Annotated in this window: 18 protein-coding genes and 1 pseudogene; 8 read left to right on the top strand and 11 right to left on the bottom strand. The window is 46.0% G+C overall.

Annotated elements, in window-relative coordinates; all coding sequences use genetic code 11:
- Positions 1-680 precede the first annotated feature (680 nt).
- Together ilvC and QT994_RS18165 are read right to left on the bottom strand one after the other, a co-directional pair.
- The gene (gene ilvC / locus QT994_RS18170) at positions 681-1,730 is read right to left on the bottom strand and encodes a ketol-acid reductoisomerase (RefSeq protein ID WP_333043995.1); all 1,050 of its coding nucleotides are present in this window, start codon (positions 1,728-1,730) and stop codon (positions 681-683) included.
- A gap of 36 nt (positions 1,731-1,766) precedes the next feature.
- Positions 1,767-1,943 carry a hypothetical protein gene (locus QT994_RS18165; protein ID WP_333043993.1) on the bottom strand — a complete coding sequence of 59 codons (177 nt, stop codon included), beginning with the start codon at positions 1,941-1,943 and terminating at the stop codon, positions 1,767-1,769.
- A 66-nt stretch (positions 1,944-2,009) separates the two neighbouring features.
- On the opposite strand from QT994_RS18165, the gene gloA2 reads away from it, so the two are divergent.
- Complete coding sequence (gloA2, locus tag QT994_RS18160) at positions 2,010-2,396, top strand: SMU1112c/YaeR family gloxylase I-like metalloprotein (protein WP_333176752.1); 387 nt, start codon at positions 2,010-2,012, stop codon at positions 2,394-2,396.
- Between the two features lie 118 nt (positions 2,397-2,514).
- Complete coding sequence (locus QT994_RS18155; RefSeq protein ID WP_333176749.1) at positions 2,515-3,807, top strand: endonuclease/exonuclease/phosphatase family protein; 1,293 nt, start codon at positions 2,515-2,517, stop codon at positions 3,805-3,807.
- Positions 3,808-3,938: 131 nt separating this feature from the next.
- Here the strand turns inward: QT994_RS18155 and QT994_RS18150 are convergent.
- The 3 genes and pseudogenes from QT994_RS18150 to QT994_RS18140 form a co-directional block, all read right to left on the bottom strand.
- Positions 3,939-4,070: pseudogene (locus tag QT994_RS18150) on the bottom strand (transposase); the annotation flags it as partial.
- A 589-nt stretch (positions 4,071-4,659) separates the two neighbouring features.
- Positions 4,660-5,208 (bottom strand): DoxX family protein, encoded by a 549-nt coding sequence (locus QT994_RS18145; protein WP_333043989.1) that lies wholly within the window; start codon positions 5,206-5,208, stop codon positions 4,660-4,662.
- A gap of 99 nt (positions 5,209-5,307) precedes the next feature.
- Complete coding sequence (locus QT994_RS18140) at positions 5,308-6,210, bottom strand: SMP-30/gluconolactonase/LRE family protein (RefSeq protein ID WP_333176746.1); 903 nt, start codon at positions 6,208-6,210, stop codon at positions 5,308-5,310.
- Between the two features lie 264 nt (positions 6,211-6,474).
- Between QT994_RS18140 and QT994_RS18135 the strand changes: the two genes are divergently transcribed.
- The 6 genes from QT994_RS18135 (at position 6,475) to QT994_RS18110 (ending at position 11,222) form a co-directional block, all read left to right on the top strand.
- Positions 6,475-7,623, top strand: coding sequence for an L-dopachrome tautomerase-related protein (locus tag QT994_RS18135; RefSeq protein WP_333176743.1), 1,149 nt, complete (start codon positions 6,475-6,477; stop codon positions 7,621-7,623).
- Positions 7,624-7,679: 56 nt separating this feature from the next.
- A complete protein-coding gene (locus QT994_RS18130; RefSeq protein WP_333176741.1) occupies positions 7,680-8,105 on the top strand; it encodes a fasciclin domain-containing protein in 426 nt (141 codons plus the stop codon).
- 57 nt (positions 8,106-8,162) lie between these two features.
- Positions 8,163-9,740: a GMC family oxidoreductase gene (locus QT994_RS18125; RefSeq protein WP_333043981.1), complete on the top strand. Its 1,578-nt coding sequence runs from the start codon at positions 8,163-8,165 to the stop codon at positions 9,738-9,740.
- A gap of 43 nt (positions 9,741-9,783) precedes the next feature.
- A complete protein-coding gene (locus QT994_RS18120) occupies positions 9,784-10,287 on the top strand; it encodes a DUF1622 domain-containing protein (RefSeq protein WP_333176739.1) in 504 nt (167 codons plus the stop codon).
- Between the two features lie 83 nt (positions 10,288-10,370).
- On the top strand, positions 10,371-10,802 hold the full coding sequence (locus QT994_RS18115; protein WP_333096708.1) for an HPP family protein: 432 nt from the start codon (positions 10,371-10,373) through the stop codon (positions 10,800-10,802).
- Between the two features lie 72 nt (positions 10,803-10,874).
- Positions 10,875-11,222 (top strand): colicin V family bacteriocin, encoded by a 348-nt coding sequence (locus QT994_RS18110; protein WP_333043977.1) that lies wholly within the window; start codon positions 10,875-10,877, stop codon positions 11,220-11,222.
- A gap of 21 nt (positions 11,223-11,243) precedes the next feature.
- Here QT994_RS18110 and QT994_RS18105 read toward each other — a convergent pair whose 3' ends face one another.
- From QT994_RS18105 to QT994_RS18080, 6 genes are all read right to left on the bottom strand, one after another.
- Positions 11,244-11,852 (bottom strand): heme-copper oxidase subunit III, encoded by a 609-nt coding sequence (locus QT994_RS18105; protein WP_333176736.1) that lies wholly within the window; start codon positions 11,850-11,852, stop codon positions 11,244-11,246.
- Positions 11,853-11,881: 29 nt separating this feature from the next.
- Positions 11,882-13,555, bottom strand: a complete 1,674-nt coding sequence (gene ctaD / locus QT994_RS18100) for a cytochrome c oxidase subunit I (protein ID WP_333176733.1) — start codon at positions 13,553-13,555, stop codon at positions 11,882-11,884.
- Positions 13,556-13,611: 56 nt separating this feature from the next.
- A complete protein-coding gene (locus tag QT994_RS18095) occupies positions 13,612-14,529 on the bottom strand; it encodes a cytochrome c oxidase subunit II (protein WP_333043971.1) in 918 nt (305 codons plus the stop codon).
- A 66-nt stretch (positions 14,530-14,595) separates the two neighbouring features.
- Positions 14,596-15,213 (bottom strand): DUF2231 domain-containing protein, encoded by a 618-nt coding sequence (locus tag QT994_RS18090; protein ID WP_333043970.1) that lies wholly within the window; start codon positions 15,211-15,213, stop codon positions 14,596-14,598.
- On the bottom strand, positions 15,210-15,704 hold the full coding sequence (locus QT994_RS18085) for a DUF2231 domain-containing protein (RefSeq protein ID WP_333043969.1): 495 nt from the start codon (positions 15,702-15,704) through the stop codon (positions 15,210-15,212). The genes QT994_RS18090 and QT994_RS18085 overlap by 4 nt, the downstream gene beginning before the upstream one ends.
- Before the next feature lie 228 nt (positions 15,705-15,932).
- Positions 15,933-18,563: an MGH1-like glycoside hydrolase domain-containing protein gene (locus tag QT994_RS18080; protein ID WP_333176730.1), complete on the bottom strand. Its 2,631-nt coding sequence runs from the start codon at positions 18,561-18,563 to the stop codon at positions 15,933-15,935.
- Between the last annotated feature and the right edge of the window lie 39 nt (positions 18,564-18,602).

Raw genomic sequence — 18,602 nt, 5'->3', positions numbered from 1 at the left:
AATTAATAATTAAGTGGGGTCGTAAAATCAAAAATAAGGGCAATGCTTGTATCACAGTTTAAATGTGCAACAGCTTAGTCCCCAGGGGTGTATTTTTCTTCTTAAGCTGTTTCTGATATTTTTGGTCCGTGCAAGGGCAAAATATAACAAAGCGCTTTCACAAACTCTACTCCCAAACTGCCATGCCTAAAAAAAATCTTATCCCGCTGTTGCTGCTGTTTATAGCGCTGTTTACCCTTTACGGTGACACTTTAGCTTTTCTGCCCAAACCTGTAAGAGATACTAGCGTGGCAAGCCGAAAGTTCTTCGTCGGGTTGTGGCCTTCGTGGGTGAAGCCGAAAGATTCAAACAAGCAAAGGGATAAGGAGATTGAAAACTTGGAAAAAAGTCCTAGTCCCAGTCGATAGTTTTGAGCTACCAGCGAGAAACCCGGTTTCTCTAATAATACCTAGCCTTTTTCTTGTAGGTTGGGTTAAGCGAAGCGAAATCCAACAGTACGATTTTAGATTTTGGATTTTAGGTTTGAGATTTTTTTATCCACTCTCTAATCTGTAATCGATTAAACTTGAGATTAGAGATTTTCCTCCCAGCAGTAAGGTGTGCACTGCACACCCTACAGATAGAGGTTATGCCTCAAGGACTGTTTTAGATTGGTCCTCCCATCTAAAATCTAAAATTGATTAAGCCTGCTTTTTCAACCAGCTAAACATAGCTCGCAAATCTTTACCAACTTCTTCAATAGGATGTTCTGCTTCCTGACGGCGCATGGAGGTAAAGCCCGGTTTGCCGGCTTGGTTTTCGAGAACGAATTCGCGGGCAAATTGGCCGGATTGAATTTCGCTGAGAATTTTACGCATTTCGGCGCGGGTTTGATCCGTGACGATGCGGGGGCCGCGAGTTAAATCGCCGTATTCTGCGGTATTGGAGATGCTGTCGCGCATTTTGGCGAGGCCTCCTTCTACTATTAAGTCAACGATAAGTTTAACTTCGTGCAAACATTCAAAATAAGCTAATTCCGGTTGGTATCCGGCGTCAACTAAAGTTTCAAATCCAGCTTTAATTAAGGCGCTCAAACCGCCGCACAAAACTACTTGTTCGCCAAAAAGATCCGTTTCTGTTTCTTCGCGGAAAGTGGTTTCAAGGATGCCGGCTCTGGTGCCACCGATACCTTTAGCATAGGCCATTGCCCGATCGCGCGCTTGACCGGAAGCATCTTGATATACTGCAAACAAACTCGGAACACCTTCCCCTTGTTCGTAAGTCCGTCGCACCAAGTGTCCGGGGCCTTTGGGGGCAACCATTACTACGTCTACATTGGCAGGGGGAACAACTTGGCCGAAGTGAATGTTAAAACCGTGAGCAAATGCTAAAACATTTCCTTCTGAAAGGTTCGGTTCGATTTGTTCTTTGTAAATAGTTTTTTGAACTTCATCGGGTAATAAAATCATGATGAAGTCAGCAGCGGCTGCTGCTTTGTCTACCGGGTGAACTGTTAAACCCGCGTCGGTTGCTTTGGCTGCAGATTTGCTACCGGGATACAAACCGACAACGACATTCATGCCACTGTCTTTGAGGTTGAGGGCGTGGGCGTGTCCTTGGGAACCGTAGCCGATGATAGCAATCGTTTTGTTGGCTAAGAGGTCTAGGTTCGCGTCGGTGTCGTAATACATACGGGCCATAATCCTTGTCTCCTGAGATGCAAATTGCGTGATTGACTGCAAAACTCTCATTTTATCAAAGTAGGGTACTTTTTTTGCAGAAATTTTTCAGATTAAGATTTGGGCGAGGGAAAATAAAGGTCGATCGCCCTGAATTTCCCAGGGTTTCTCGCCGAGTCTGCGATCGTCAAATATAATTGTCAATAGCGTGCTGTGCTGTTGAAAAAAACCCCAGCTATAGCAACCGCGCCCGACGCTATTAACATTCTTAGTCGCTGAAACCATTGCTGCTTCTTTCTTCTTCCTTCTTTCTTCTTCCTTATTCCTTCAGCTATAACTAAATTTTTTAAGATGAAAATAAAAGCAATACATCATGTGGCGATTATTTGCTCGGATTACGAAGCATCTAAAAAATTTTATGTAGAAGTATTGGGATGTTCCATTATCAAAGAAACTTTCCGAACCGAGAGGAATTCTTACAAACTAGATTTGGGAGTGGGAAACGGCGACACCATTGAGCTTTTTTCATTTCCCCATCCTCCTGAAAGAATTAACAATCCTGAAGCTTGCGGTTTGAGACATTTAGCTTTTGGAGTTGAGGACATAGAAGCATCAGTTGCTTACTTAAAATCTCAACAAGTAGAAGTAGAAGAAATTCGCCTTGACGAAATTACCGAAAAACGCTTTACATTTTTCAGAGATCCCGACAACTTACCATTAGAAATCTATGAAATTTAAGGATTATCCCGATTTTCTAAAGTCGCTCTTAAGTCAATAGGCGGGGTGTGCATTGCCCTAAAAACTGCATGATTCATTTCCCATCTAAAATCTAAAATCTAAAATCTAAAATTGTAGAATGGACTCTCTCATCAGAAACACAATCACCATCGGATTGCCTACTTTAATGCTATTTATAGCCATACTAGCTACAGGTAAAACAGGTGACGCAGCCGTTTGGTCGGGTTTGGTCAAAGTCGGCGGTTCGTTTGGTATGCTGATCGGTTTAGGTGTGTTGGTATTTGCAGGCTTTGTTGCTAATTATTTTAGTTATTTTGTGGTAGATAGCTTCCTGGTGAGATTTTATCAAAAGCGGCGAGAGTTGGAACCGCCAGAACAATTGGTAACAGAAATTGATAAATTGCTGATTACCAACGACCTTAAAATCAAGCTCAAATGGGCGGTGATGCACAGCATCCCCAACAAAAACCTTAGCTTGAAGTACGTAATTTTAAAATGGTTTATTATCGCAGCAACTGTAAATGCCGTGTTGTCAATAGTCGGTTATTTGGGAGAATTTAACATTTTTTTTGAACTGAGTTCTCATTTTAAACTACAATATCTGCTGGTGGGTTTCTCTACTTTTATATTGTTCGCTCTCGTGCGCTCACAAAAAAGATGGTTGTTGGTGAGCGCATTTTGTATCATTATTAATTTAGCGGAAATTGTTCCTTGGTATTTTCCAGCGCCAGCAGTAGCCGGAGCAACTCCCGGACAAAACTTGCGGATTTTGCATTCAAATGTTTTAAGGAGTAATCGGCGATATTCTGAGGTGATATCGCTGGTTAAAGCAGAACAACCTGATATCGCGGTTTTTGTAGAAGTCAACTCATCTTGGGCAAGAGAGTTATCGGTTTTAAGGGAGATATTTCCTTACTCTTCCACCCAGCAAGAATCTGAGAGATTTGGCAGTGCAATATACAGCAAGCTGCCTTTAAATAATTCCTCTGTTAGAGCCTTTTCAAACCAAAGAAAGAGCTTGTTGGTTGATGTTAAATTTCAAGGTAAAATCATTTCTTTGATTCTTGCTCATCCGACGGTGCCGATCAAACATCAAAGTTTTATCGCTCGCAACCAACAGCTAGCAGGCATCGGCGAGTATGCAGCCCAAGTAAAAAATCCGCTGATTGTGGTTGGGGATTTCAACACCACAATGTGGTCGCCCTTCTACAAAAATATGGTAAAAACCGGAAATTTGCGAAATGCGCGATCGGGTTTTGGCATTTTACCGACTTGGCCGACTTTTATGCCCCTAGCTTATATTCCGATCGATCACTTTCTAGTCAGCAAAGAAATTAGTGTTTTGAAGATTCATACTGGCCGCAATGTCGGTTCGGATCATTTGCCATTAATTACAGATTTGGCCATTTGAAGGTAGGATACTATATTTTATAACAAATTATTGATTAACTCGGCTCTTGATTAGTTGATGTACCAAACTAACACTTAAAGTGCTCAGTAAGCAAACATCTAACCAGAGTAGTTTTCCAAATTCCTCAAACCCTAACCAGAACGTTTTATTAACTTTAGTTTGTTGTTGATACCCTCAAGAACACCACTGGTAGTCCTATTATCAAAGTAAGCAATAATCTCCTCAAGCCAACGGATAATAGTGTTCTGGGTGTCAGGAAAATATTTTTTTACTCTCAAGTGTCATTCTTCAAGTTTACAGAATCCCTCTAGTCCATTTATTTCTTGCTCAATAATTGGTCTAAATTTTTATTTTGATTCAGGGATAATTTTGATAGATAAATACATTTTATGTAACTCGCCTGATTTTGAGTTTGTGGTTTTAATGGATGTTTTATTCATTTTTCGATAAGGGCTATGGAGTTTGATTACATCTATTAAGACAGCACTATAATTACCTTAGTTAGTTGTTAATAAAGGATATTTCCTCAATTCCTAGTTGTTTAATAACCGAGGGTTTTGATAATAATACTTATTTGGAGGCGTCTTTTAAGATTCTTTCTATCCTGGCAAGAACTTGATTCAGTCTTTTATATATTTGTTCATATTTATTTGCTCAGGTTACTATTTATTTAGCATATTCAATACGGAAGAGCCACTAACTCTATTACTCAAACTTAGTCGTAGTAAAGCTTTCCAGCATTACAGGGCGGTGGGTGTCAGCCTCGCTTTAGGTCAAAACTGCGATCGCACAATAGGTAAAGAACGATCGCAAAATGCTAATAGTCGAAGCTAACGGGCTGGCAAGAATAATTTAGCCTCTAAAAATTAAAGCATCCAGCGAATATGCACCAGGCCCTAAAATCGCGATCGCAATCAGCATCAGGCAGTACATAAACGCTTTCTCCCAGCTTGGCGGTTCGCCCTTGCCATTGGGCCCTTCATACTGCCCTTCAGGAATTAAATACGGATCGCTAGCAACAAAAGGCAACCGTTTGGATATATCTAAATAGATAGCGAATAGCATTGAACCGAGAATCGGCAGACTTGCTAATAGTGTGAGAAATCCCAGAATCAGGCAAACTCCGCCAGCTAACATCGAAGCTGCTGAGAGAAAGCACAGAAACAGCGGCATTTTCAGAGCCTCAGACCACTCTCGAAGATGTGTTATTTTTGGGTAGCCGTGCAGCAGGAATAAGCCGCCGATACCCACTCTCAACAATAAAAGTGCCCAGCCGGGAAGATCTGCCGGAAAGACGGGATTGAGTGAACTAAGCAGTTTGAAACTTAGTTCTGGCAGATGAGGTGAAACTTGAGCGAACAGAAGCGCGATCGCCACGCCGATAGCAAATTTATAAATCATTTTGTCATTTCCAATCTATTGAGATATTCCAAACTGGACATGATTAAACGTCAAGTACAGATTCGTAAATAGTCGGCTATACAGCCTTTTCCCTTCTACTTATTGCACCCCGCGAGTGTTGAGATCGATCGCATACAAAGAGGTGCCAGCCGCTATCAACAGGCGATCGCGCTGGGCTCCCCCAAAAGTCAGGTTAGCGCAAGTCTCCGGTACCGGAATTTTGCCCAAGCGATTACCGTCGGGCGCGTACACCTGCACGCTATCTTTGGAACTCGTAAAGATATTGCCGTGTTCGTCCGTTCGCAACCCGTCGGGTTCACCAGGATCGATGACTGCGAACACGCGGCCATTGTCCACATCGCGATCGCCTACAACATCATAGGCGCGGATGTGGTGATACCCCTGGGGCATATTGAAAGCGGAACTATCCGACACATACAAGATGCTTTCGTCGGGACTAAAGGCGAGACCGTTGGGGCGCAACATATCCGTCACCACTGCATCGATCGCACCCGTCGCCGGATCGAAGCGGTACACAAAACATCCAGGCTGTTCCTGTTCGCCGCCGTATCCCTGGTTTGGCTGCGTGAGGCCGTAGGGGGGGTCAGTAAACCAGATCGTGCCGTCACTCTTCACTACCAGGTCATTCGGGCTGTTGAGGCGCTTGCCTTGATAGCGATCGACTAACACCTGCCATTCGCCGCTGTGTTCGCGCCGGACGATCGCGCGCAAACCGGACGAACACGAGACAAGGCGACCTTCGCGATCGCGGTAATTGCCACTTTGATAGTCGGACGGATCGCGCAAAACGCTCACTCCCTCACTGGGACTCCAGCGCAGCAGGCGGTTGCCGTGAGCGTCGCTCCACACCACGCTATCATCTTCATGGAAATAAACCGGGCCTTCGCTCCAGACTGCACCGCTGGCAACCTTCTGGAGTGAAGCACCAGGACGCAGGAGCGATTTCATGCGATCGTCATAAATATTGATGCCTTCAAGCATTAGTATTTTCTACCCTTTTAAAGGTCATTTATATCCTGAAACAATGATTAGTCAAATACAAATCAGTCTTTAGATATAAATCTCACTTAAGCCATTAGATAGATATAAAAATTTTATCAAGAATGTTAATTTAAACCGAGCAAAATATCCAAAAAAGTTGTTGTGCTTTGTTAACTAAATAGCAGGCTAGACCTTTTTTAGATATAATTAGCATCTAAATTTCTGCTTCTTTAAATCATTCATAATCTCAATAGGATTAGTGCAATGGCGAACTTGGTCGCAACCGAACCTTTGGCCACGGTGCCTTCATTGCCTGCTGACAAATCCGCTGGCAATCTAGAGCTAATAACGCTATTCGATGGTGCCATGCCCATCGGTGTTGCGGTATCCAAGCAAGGGCGAATTTTCATCAGCTACCCCCGTCTGGTTGACGATGTAGAATTCACCGTTGCGGAACTCAAACAGCCGCAAGAAAAAAACGGCAATCCCGTTCCCTATCCCAATGCAGAAATCCACAAGTTAGATTCAGCTTCGCCCTCAGAACGGTTGCTTTGCGTACAAGGCATGACCATCGACGCGCGCGATCGCCTTTGGCTGTTAGACCACGCAAAAATCAAACAAAATTCAGTTCCTCCCGGCGGCCCGAAACTGGTGGGAATTGACCTGGAAAGCGATCGTATTGTCAAAAAAATACTCTTTCCAGAATCCGTCGCCTCTGCCAATTCTACCCTGAATGATGTGCGCGTCGATTTGCGCTGGGGAGAGGAAGGAATTGCATTTATTACCGACTCATCGGAAGAAGGGCCTAACGGCATTGTTGTCGTAGATTTAGCCTCTGGAAAAAGTTGGCGCAAACTCAATGACCATCCTTCAACTAAACCAATTTCAGGCTTTTTGCCAGTAGTTGAAGGTCAACCGATGATGGTGCGCCACGCAGGTAAACCGCCGAAGCACATTCACACAGGTAGTGATGGTATTGCCCTCAGTGGTGACGGTCAAATGCTGTTTTATTGTCCTCTGGCAAGTCGCCACCTTTACAGCGTCAGCATTGAAGCATTAGTTAATCAAAATCTACCTGATGAAGAGGTTGCCACAACAGTCATCGATCACGGTGAAAAAGGCGCTTCCGGTGGCATGGTTTCCGATGCAAAAAATCGCCTTTATGTGACGAACTACGAAAACAATTCGATTTTGCGCCGCCTACCTGATGGTACGTTGGAAACAGTCGCCCATGATGCGCGAATGCTTTGGCCCAATTGCCTTTTTGTTGCCCAAGATGGCTATCTCTACTTTACTGTAGATCAGTGGAATAGGAACCCCAGCTATCATAATGGGCAAGACTTGCGCGAGAAACCTTACAGCCTATTTCGCATCCGAATTGATGCAGGGCAAGTGTTGCTAGATCGCAGCTAAAATCACTTTTGTAATTTCAAGTTTAACTGTAAAACCCCCTGTAAATATTAAGGAGATTGACAAGGCATCACGTTGTAGATACTGCAATCAATGCCGGATGCTTCGCTAATTTAGTAACAGCTCTCAATGTGGCTAGCTTAGCAGAGGGTTTAAAAGCAGAAGGCCCTTTCACCGTCTTTGCACCAACTGATGAAGCGTTTTCTAAGCTGCCATTGGGAACTGTAAAAGCTTTGCTGGAAAATATCCCGGATCTAATTAAAGTTTTAACCTATCATGTCATTCTCGACCAAAAAATCACAGCAGCAGAAATTGGCAAAACTCATTCTGTCACCACCTCCGAAGGTTCAACGCTCACGATTAATACGTCTGATGGAGTTAAGGTAAACGATTCTAATGTAGTCACTCCAGATGTGGAAGCAGATAACGGTGTATTTCACATCATTGATACTGTTTTGATTCCTGAATCTCTGGGTAGTATTTAACCCGTGATCTAAGGTAAAATTATTCTCAAACCAGCACAATTTGGCAAAAACTTGGCAATGGTAAATCCCGCGAATCACTACGATATCATCATTATTGGCACCGGTGCGGGTGGAGGTACGCTCGCTCACCGTCTCGCACCGACTGGTAAAAAGATTTTAGTGCTAGAACGAGGCGACTTTTTGCCCAGGGAAAAAGCGAATTGGAGTGCGTTAGAAGTTTATCAAAAAGAGCGCTACCACACGGACGAGCGCTGGTACGACAGGGAAGGTAAGGAGTTTAGACCCCAGACAGGCTATTGGGTTGGCGGCAATACAAAAGTTTATGGTGCGGCTCTCTTACGACTGCGCGAGCGAGATTTCGATCGCGTAATTCACAAGGGAGGAATTTCTCCAGAATGGCCGCTCAAATACGCAGATTTTGAGCCATATTACACGCAAGCAGAAGCACTCTATGACGTTCATGGAGAGCGAGGAACCGATCCAACTGAACCGCCATGCAGCCAAGCTTATCCTTATCCTGCTGTCAGTCATGAACCTGATATGCAGGTACTCGAAAATGAGATTCGAGCAATTGGCTACAATCCCTTTCATTTGCCATTAGGATTAAAGCTGAATGAAGGCGATCGCACAAACAGCCCTTGCATTCGCTGCGATACATTTGACGGCTATCCTTGTTTAGTAGGTGCCAAAGCTGATGCGGATGTGAATGCGATTCGTCCTACCCGCGAAAGGTATGCCAATGTTAGCCTAATAACTAATGCCAAAGTCCTGCGACTGCATACCAGCGAGTCAGGGCGAGAGGTGACGGGGGTAGAAACAGAAGTTTTAGGGGAACGACAGCAGTTTACAGGCGATATTGTGGTGGTTTCCTGCGGTGCAATTAATTCGGCTGTCTTGTTATTACAATCTGCTAACGAACAGCACCCCAATGGATTAGCAAATAGTTCCGATCAGGTGGGGCGGAATTTGATGAAACATCTGGCAACCGCTCTAGTTTCCATGCACATAGAAGTGAATCAAGCTAGCTTTCAAAAAACAATTGCTGTTAATGATTATTATTGGGGAGAGCCGGATTTTCCTTATCCAATGGGGATGGTACAAAATACCGGCAATGTGTTAGCTGATATGCTGCCGGCTGAAGCTCCTGGGCTCATGGCTCCGCTGGTAAAATTGATCCCTGAATATGAGCGGCATTTGATTGCTGAGCGCTCAGTTGGTTGGTGGTTGCAGACAGAAGATTTGCCAGATAAAAATAATCGCGTGCGGGTGGCGGGCGACAAGATTAACCTAGATTATACGCCGAACAATACGGAAGCAGGCGATCGCCTAATTCACCGGTGGACATCTGTACTCAAATCCCTCAACCGTTGTTGTGCCAAGCACGTCATTCCCTTTAGCCTGTATCCCCGTGCCCAGATGCCGGTACAATCAGTTGGTCATCAATGTGGCACTTGTCGGTTTGGCACAGACTCCAAAACCTCAGTCCTTGACCTGAATTGCCGCACCCATGATGTTGATAATCTCTACGTTGTGGATGGCAGTTTTTTTCCGTCCAATTCAGGCGTTAACCCGACGCTAACGATTATGGCAAATGCGCTGCGCGTTGGCGATCGCCTAGCACAAAAGCTGAAGTAGCAACGGGCAGATTCGTTGTTCATGGTGAGATAACTAACAGCCAATGAAACAAGAGCTTTTCATCGAATCACTCATCAACCTGTTATTGCCTCTGGGCCTGATTTTTGGGCTGGTACTTCTGTTGAGCCTCAATGTTGGAGGAGGGGCGCCAGTAGAAAGTGCAGCTATTCCTTTGGAGTCCTGGCTCAAGCTAATCGTGGGCTATTTGGCAGCAGGAGCAGAAATTGCGGCTGCAATTGTCATTGGCCTGGGTATCATTCGGGGAATTTGGGAGTATCTGCATCAGTTGTTATTGCGTTCGAGATACCATGTAGATGCAACTGAAGGTATTCGTCTGAAACTGGGACGAGTGCTGGCATTGGGGCTAGAATTTACCGTAGCGAGTGATATCCTGCGTACCGCAGTTGCACCAACCCGCCAGGATATTTTGAATTTAGGGGCGATCGTTCTGCTGCGAACGCTGTTGAACTACTTCTTAGAGCGTGAGCTCAGGCAGGGAGAGCAGCGCCGTTTCCATGAGAAGAGCGCAATCGCAAAGGAAGCATGAGTCGAAATCGTTCCAGCTTAAAACCAATAGAAGGTGCAAATCGATCCATAAGGCGCAGGTTAACTCTCAAGGGTGAGCTCGCATTGGCCGTAGCACCCACTGCAATTGTGTTGGGCGTCTTCGCTTTGGTCGAAGTGCTAAGTCGCCAACGCCTTTTATTTGCCTCCCTTGCTTCTAGTGCGTTTCTAATTTACCTAGATCCCCAGCACGGTACGAACACTATGCGAACGCTGAGCCTTGCTCAAATAATGGCAGCAACAATTGGCTGGATTGCGTACATGATTTTTGGTTCTGGATATCTCTCCGGTGGCATAGCTATGGTGGTGACAATCGTCCTGATGATCCTGCTGGATGTCGTCCATCCCCCTGCCGTCTCTACTTCCCTAAGTTTTGCTTTGAAGGCGAGTAACGAAAACAACTTAGTTTTGTTTGGTTTAGCCGTCGGCATTACTGCCCTGTTGGTGGGGTTGGAGCGCTTTACTCTGTGGGTGTTAGCTCGCTACAGCACATCTTAGTCTCGCTGTTGGTGCAAACCTGACCCATGATTTCCAAAATCTAAACTTCCAAGTTTTAAGGAGGTTACGACGATGAATGACAAGCAGCAATCTGAATCTGACGACAAACATCTTAACGATCCTCAAAAGAATCCCGATAATCATCCGATCGCCACAGGATTGGGCGCAGTCGGTGGCGGTGTTGCCGGTGCTGCCATTGGTAATTCTGTTGGGGGAAAGGTTGGTGCTGCCATTGGTAGCATTGCAGGAGCGATCGCGGGTGGTATTGCCGGCAATGCGGTGGCTGATGTTGCTTCAGAGGCGATCGCCGAAATTCAGCCTGCGAGCGGGTTAGGTTTAGGCGCTAATGCTAAGCCAGTTGAATTGCCCAAACATTACAATTGGGAAGAATTACAAGCACTATCAAAACCGCAAGGGTAGGGTTTGGGCAAAGAAATAGAACTACCACAGATAAACCAGCGAGAACAAAACAATCCAAATCACATCAACAAAGTGCCAAAACAAAGAAGCTGCACTCACGCCGAAGTGACCGACGTTGTAATTGCTTGGAATGAAAGAACGGACAAGCATAATTAGCTGCAAGATAATCCCGACAAAAACGTGCAAACCGTGAAACCCCGTCAGCAGATAAAATGTCGCGCCAAATAACCCCGTCGTCAGCCCAAAAGATAGGTGGTTCCACTCGATCGCCTGATTAACTAAAAAGTAAGTTCCCATCAACGATGCCGCCAGCCACAGCAAGCGAAATTGGGCGAGTTTGCGGCGATCGAGGGCGCGTTCTGCAAAGTAAATGACAAAACTGCTGGAAACCAGTACCGCCGTGCTAATCGCAGGTTTAAGCACCTCTAATTTCGGCACACCTGGAGGCAGCCAGTTGGGAGTTGTCAGCCGCAAGATGATGTAAGCCGCGAAAAAACTGAGGAAGACCATGCTCTCCGAAAGCAAGAACGCGGTAAAGCCAAACATCCCGTTTCCGTGCTCTTGAGAATTTTGCTTGCTTCCTTTGGGCGAGGAGTGGCGCGATCGCCCTGAATGCGTAGGATTTGCCATAAGTAACTCTTTCAGGATGGAAATTGCAGCTATTCTTGAGCAGAAGCCTGGGCGATCGGATCTGGAGAATCGACGTAGTGGTAAGGCGGCAAAGTCACAACCGGAATCTGGGCAAAATTCTCTACTGGCGGCGGCGAAGAAACCGTCCACTCCAACCCCGTAGCGTGCCAAGGATTATTAGTGGCTTTCGGGCCCTGCAACGCGGAAACCACCATATTGACGATAAAAGGCAGCGTCGCCACCCCCAGCAGAAATCCCCCCAAACTGGCAATAACGTTCAACCCTTGGTATTGCGGGTCATAAGAAGCAACTCGGCGTACCATCCCTTGCAAGCCCAATGGGTGCATCGGAAAGAAAGTGAGATTAGCCCCGATAAAAGTCAGCCAGAAGTGGATTTTACCCCAGCCCTCGGCATACATCCGCCCCGTCATCTTGGGAAACCAGTAGTAAATTGCTCCAAAAATCGCAATTGTTACAGTGTTGAAGACAATGTAGTGGAAGTGGCCGACTACGAAATAGGTGTTATTTACGTGCAGGTCAAACGGCACTGCCCCCAGCATGACACCAGTGATGCCACCGAAAAGAAACATCACCACACCTCCCAAGGCAAACAACATCGGCGTTTCTAGGTGCAGCTTTCCGCCCCAGACAGTAGCAGTCCAAGCGAATACCTTGACACCAGTGGGTACGGCCACCAACATCGTGGAGAACATGAACAACATCCGCATCCAGCCAGGGGTGCCGCTGGCAAACAGGTGGTGTACCCAGACGAATATGCTGATTACAGAAATGGCAAAGGATGCGATCGCGACTGATTTATAGCCAAACAAAGGGTTGCGGGAAAAAGCCGGCAATATCTCCGAGAAGATGCCAAAGGCAGGCAGCGCCATCACATACACTGCTGGGTGTGAGTAAAACCAGAATAAGTGCTGGTAAAGAATCGGACTGCCATCGTTAAAGGGATCGAAAAAGGTTGTCCCCAGCGCCAAATCGAAAAACAGCAGCACCGCAGCCGCAGTGAGGGCTGGCAGGCAAAACAGTTGCAGCAACTGAGCACTCAAAACCGTCCAGACGAAGATGGGCATCCGAAACCACGTCATGCCCGGTGCCCGCATCCTGAGTATCGTCGTCACGAAGTTAACTCCCCCCATAATCGACGAGATGCCCAGCAGTGCGACACTCAAAAGCCAGATCAGTTGACCGTTGATTAAATGACCCGACGGGTTCTGGATACTAACCGGCGGGTAAGACCACCAGCCAGCTTGGGCGGTACCGCTGGGCAACAAAAAGCTCGACAGCAGTAGCAAGCCCGCCGGGGGAATTATCCAGAAGGAGATGGCATTGAGGAGAGGAAACGCCATGTCCCGCGCCCCAATCATCAGCGGTATCAGATAGTTAGCTAGACCCACCAGACACGGGAACACCCACAGGAAGATCATCATCGTGCCGTGCATCGTGAACAAGCCATTGTAGAGAGGGCGATCGACTAGATTTAATTGCGGTTGGATCAGTTCGGCGCGAATAATCATCGAGAATAAACCCGCGATCAGGAAGAAGATAAAGGCAGTGATTAGGTATTGAATGCCGATAACTTTGTGATCTTTACTGAATCTGAGGTAGCGCCCCCAACCAATCGGATTTTCAGTGCGATCGCTTTCAGAATTATTACCACCGGCAATGTTTTCCATCGAGTTATTTGTCATCTTTCAGTTGTTAATTATTAATAAACAGGAAACTTGGTTTTTTGCCGATGCTTCGATCAGTTGGCATGATTTACAACAGGAGGCTGAGCCGGCAAAACAGTCGGCCAGAAACTACCTCTGGCTTTCTGGACGTGGTGGGTGTGTTCAGAAACCGCCTGATTGTTTGCAGGAGTTGGCGATTGTGCCGCAGCTTTTGCCAGCCAGCGATCGTAAGCTTCCGGGGATTCAACGTACACATCCGCCTCCATCAATGCAAAGTAAGTGCCGCTGAATTGAGAATCCCTCAACCGATATTTGCCTTCTCGGATCGGCGCGAACACAAAGTTAAGAGTGCGGTTAGGGATAATGTCCTGCTTAATGCGGAATTCAGGAACATAAAAACCGTGAATAACATCCTGGGATTGCAAGGTCAGCCGCACATTTTGATTAACGGGCAGGTGCAATTCTGTACTGGTAACATTCCGGCGCGGATAGCGGAAAGACCAAGACCACTGCTTAGAAATTACCTCAATTTCTTCATTAACTGGTTTAGAATTGTTGTTGTTTTCACTGGGTTTATTGGCAGCATAAACAGGTTCTTCCAGAGGCAGGTGCAAGTGTGCGATCGGTGTCAAACCCTGGATGTCGATTTGCTGATAAATGATGTAGCTTTGAGTGGCGATCCAAGATACTAAAATAACCGGAATTACTGTCCAAAGGAGCTCAATTTTCCAATTTCCCCTCGCAGGATGCCCATGACTGAAGTCTCCTTTCGGTGTTCGGCAAGTGAGGATCGAATATAGGATAATGCCCACAATTCCCACAAAAATAAACGCTCCGATCGACACTAGGAAGCTAAACAGATTGTCAACTTGTTTAGCTTCTGCTGTTCCCTGACTGGGCATCCAAGAATAAGCCTGCTGTCCCACCCAGTGGCTGGCGACCATATCCACCGCGATCGCAATAGCTAATAGCAAGGCCTTGAAAACTTTCATCACAAAAAGGGGTAGAAACTTTGAAGATGCGTACTCTAACTGAAAACTCTTAATTTGTTTACCTATTTACTTGAGCGCAGAACTAGGATTCCCCCCCTGTCGGAGCAAACCCGCAGCGGTATTGTGAATCCCAAACTGGTCTCCCAGGTGTGCTCCCAGCGTCCCGTGAACGAATAGGAAACCCAGCATGACAACGCCTGCGAGCAAATAGCTCCACTGTACTTGCCTGGTGGCTTCTTTGCGCCAGCGGTAGCGCTGAAACCCCCTCCACACAGTCATGGCAACGATCGCTCCCAACAGCAAAACTCCGCCCAAACCGTGCAAGATCATCGTTGGGCCTGCTCCCAACCCCCACGCGCTCTTGACATTCGCTGCCGGAGCTGCGAGCATAATCTCGAAAAAGCCCGCTGCTACAGTAAAAAATGTGACGATCGCACTTGCCACCAAATTGTACCAACCCACATCATAAAAGCTCGATCGCATGGCAGGGAGAGCCAAAAATTTAAAGATTGGTCTTTCTAAGGGAAAAAGGCTGCCTGCTATATCAAATAAGATCGCAATGATAAACAAACCCAGCGTGAAATGCACAAAATTCGGGTGAATTGGCACTTCGTAGGGCAGCCTATTTGCACCTAGCTTGAACCCCAACTGATCGACAAGTTGCTGCACAAGTTGGGAGTTCATTGTAAAATTCCTCTTTTCGTCGCTTCAACGATCGGTTCTACGTGCAACCCGTACACCCAAACCAGCCGAGTCCCCAAATATGTTTGGAAAAAAACCAAGCAGCTCAAAAATGTTGTGGCACCCAGATAAGCAGTCGGTACTTTCAATGGGTCGCGCCTGCGAATTACGAAGCGCCAACCCGTAATAGCGGCAATGATTGCCGCCAGCAACCAACCAGTAATTGTGTGCAAATCTAGTACAGGCTTAGCTACCTCATAAGGTTGCGCCAAACCAGCTTCAAACTGACCAAAAATGACAGCTAGGAAGATGGAAATCGCGGCAACAAATAGGTTCCAGAAACTCACTTCAAACAAGCGGTGATTGCGGGTAAAATAGCCAGTAACGTCGCAAAAAAACGAGAAAAACACCATCGCAATCACAAAGTGAACAATAATCGGATGGATTGGATCGGGGTAAGGTAGATTTTCGCTATTGAGAGGTAGAGCCGACATTACTTTCTCCTTAGGGCATCAATGCGTTACGGTTACTTTATATAGCAACGACAAAATTTAGTTAGCCTTGCTACTAACTATTCGCTTAGAATTGCCAATTGGATATCTATCTAAAGATTGATTTAGTGCGTCTAAATCATTCAGGCAATTGTACCGTTAACAAGATGCTCCCACTACGATGCACACAACTCATTTAGACGTGCTATGTAAAACAAAATTGTATCAGTTTCATGGCTTTTCACTCACTTGCTGAATCAGTTTGGCTATCAGTGCAGTCCATCCCGTCTGGTGGGACGCGCCCAATCCTGCACCATTGTCGCCGTGAAAGTATTCGTGAAACAAAATCATGTCGCGCCAGTGAGGATCGTTTTGAAACTTCTCTAAACTGCCATAAACAGGTCTTTTACCATCTTTTCCCCTCAGGAAAATGCTGTTTAGCCGCTGCTCTAGTTGCAAGGCAACTTCCCATAAATTCAGCATAACTCCAGAACCCGTAGGAAATTCTACTTTGAAATCATCGCCGAAATAATGGTAGTATTTTTGCAAGGATTCAATTAATAAGAAATTTAACGGAAACCAGATCGGGCCGCGCCAGTTAGAATTGCCACCAAATTGCTCCGTCGTAGACTCAGCAGGCTCATAGTCTACCTGATATTTAGTACCATCCCACTCAAAAATAAATGGATGTTCTAAGTGATAGCGAGAGAGGGAGCGGATGCCGTAGGGCGAGAGAAATTCGTTTTCATCAAGCAGCCTTTTGAGGACGCGCTGCAATGCTTCGGGGGTGATAATTGAAAGCAGCCGCCGCTGACCGACTCCTTTAATTTCCATACTAGCAATATTCTTGGCCAGTTCCGGGCGGTTCTGGAAAAACCAATCGATTTGCTCTTTAAATCCCGGCACTGTTTCTAATAAGTCAGCTTCCAGAGTATCGACAGCAAATAGCAGCGTCATCCCCACCATTGAACGGACTTTTAGCAAGCAACATTGACCGTTAGGCTGGGACAGAGCATCGTAGTAAAATCCATCTTCATCGTCCCATAAAGCAATTTGTTCTGGGCCGACATGGTTAACAGCATCAGCTATATAGAGGAAGTGTTCAAAAAATTTGAGCGCCATATCGGAGTAAACTCGATCTTCGCTGGCAAGTTCTAACGCGATCGCTAACATATTCAGTGCAAACATTCCCATCCAAGCAGTCCCGTCTGCTTGTTCTAAATAGCCGCCCGTTGGCAAGGGTTTGCTGCGGTCAAATACCCCAATATTATCTAAACCTAAAAAGCCACCTTGAAAGAGGTTTGCACCTTGAGGATCTTTGCGGTTTACCCACCAAATAAAATTGAGCAGCAGTCGGTGAAACATCCGTTCCAGGAAGTCGCGATCGCCTTTACCTACTCGCTTTTGTTCAATTTTATAAACTCGCCATGCCGCCCAAGCTTGCACGGGTGGATTGACATCTCCAAATGCCCATTCATAAGCTGGAATTTGACCATTTGGGTGCATATACCACTCGCGAGTTAGCAGTAGCAATTGCCGCTTGGCAAAGTCCGCATCAATTAAGGCGATCGGAATGCAGTGAAATGCCAAATCCCAGGCCGCGAACCAAGGATATTCCCATTTATCGGGCATGGAAATGACTTCTTCTGCATATAAATTTCGCCAGTTAGCATTGCGAGTATTTAAACGCTGAGCTGATGGTGTGGGTTCTGCGCGATCGCCTTGCAACCAAGTGCGAACATCGTAGGCATAAAACTGTTTAGTCCACAATAATCCCGCAAAGGCTTGACGCTGTACGTTGCGGATATCTTCATCAAGATTTGGGGTCAGCGAGTCATAAAATTCATCGGCTTCTTTTTGCCTTTGAATGAATGTGTCCGCAAACTCTTGGCTAAAAGGAGTATCGGTGTAAGAATCAGTAAATCGGAGTTGGATAACTGCCGTTTTTCCGGCACCAATTTCGAGGTGGTAGTGGGCGGCAGCTTTGGTGCCAATTTGAGCGGGATTGACAGCATCTTTGCGATTGTGAACGATCAATTCGTGGAAAGCATCTTTAACATAAGGTGAGGTATTGGCGACACTGTAGAGACGTTGTAGATTGGTCTCATTTTCTGTAAATAACAGGGGGGGATGATCTTGACAAAACAGCCAGCGATCGCCATATTTTTGATGGTGAGCTTTAATAATTCCCTCGGCTGCTTTAGAAACCTGTGCTTGTTTTTCGCTACCCGTCCATGACCAAGTATTGCGAAACCATAAACTCGGCAATAAGTCAAGACTTGCTGTTTCCGAACCTCGGTTAGTAGCGCTGATGCGAATGCAAATATCTTCTGGGGATGCTTTGGCATATTCAGCAACGATATCGAAGTAGCGATCGCCCTCAAAAATTCCTGTATCCAGCAACTCAAATTCTTGTTGAGATTTGTCGCGCCTCGCATTTTCCTCAACCAACAAAGTATAAGGATATTCCTGCTGTGGATATTTGTACAGCCAGCGCATATAAGAATGAGTTGGTGTATTGTCTAAATAAAAGTAGTATTCTTTGACATCCTCTCCGTGATTTCCTTGACTGTTCGTAAGCCCAAAAAAACGCTCTTTCAAAATGGGATCTTTGCCGTTCCACAGTGCTAGGGCAAAACAAATTTGACCGTGGCGATCGCAAAATCCTCCTAACCCGTCTTCACCCCAGCGGTAGGCACGCGATCGCGCCATATCGTGGGGGAAATACTCCCAAGCCGTACCGTAGGGCGAATAATCTTCGCGGACGGTTCCCCACTGGCGATCGCTTAAATAAGATCCCCAGCGGTTCCAGTGGGCTTTCATTTCAGCATTTTCTTGAATTCGTTTCTGTTCAGCATCCATTTAACTGATCCCATAAGATTTTAGATTCCAGAATCTCGA

Source organism: Microcoleus sp. S13_B4 (genome assembly GCF_036700885.1).
In the GTDB taxonomy this organism is placed as follows: domain Bacteria; phylum Cyanobacteriota; class Cyanobacteriia; order Cyanobacteriales; family Microcoleaceae; genus Microcoleus.
Note: the sequence above shows the minus strand (reverse complement) of the source record. Positions and strands in the feature narration are given on the sequence as shown.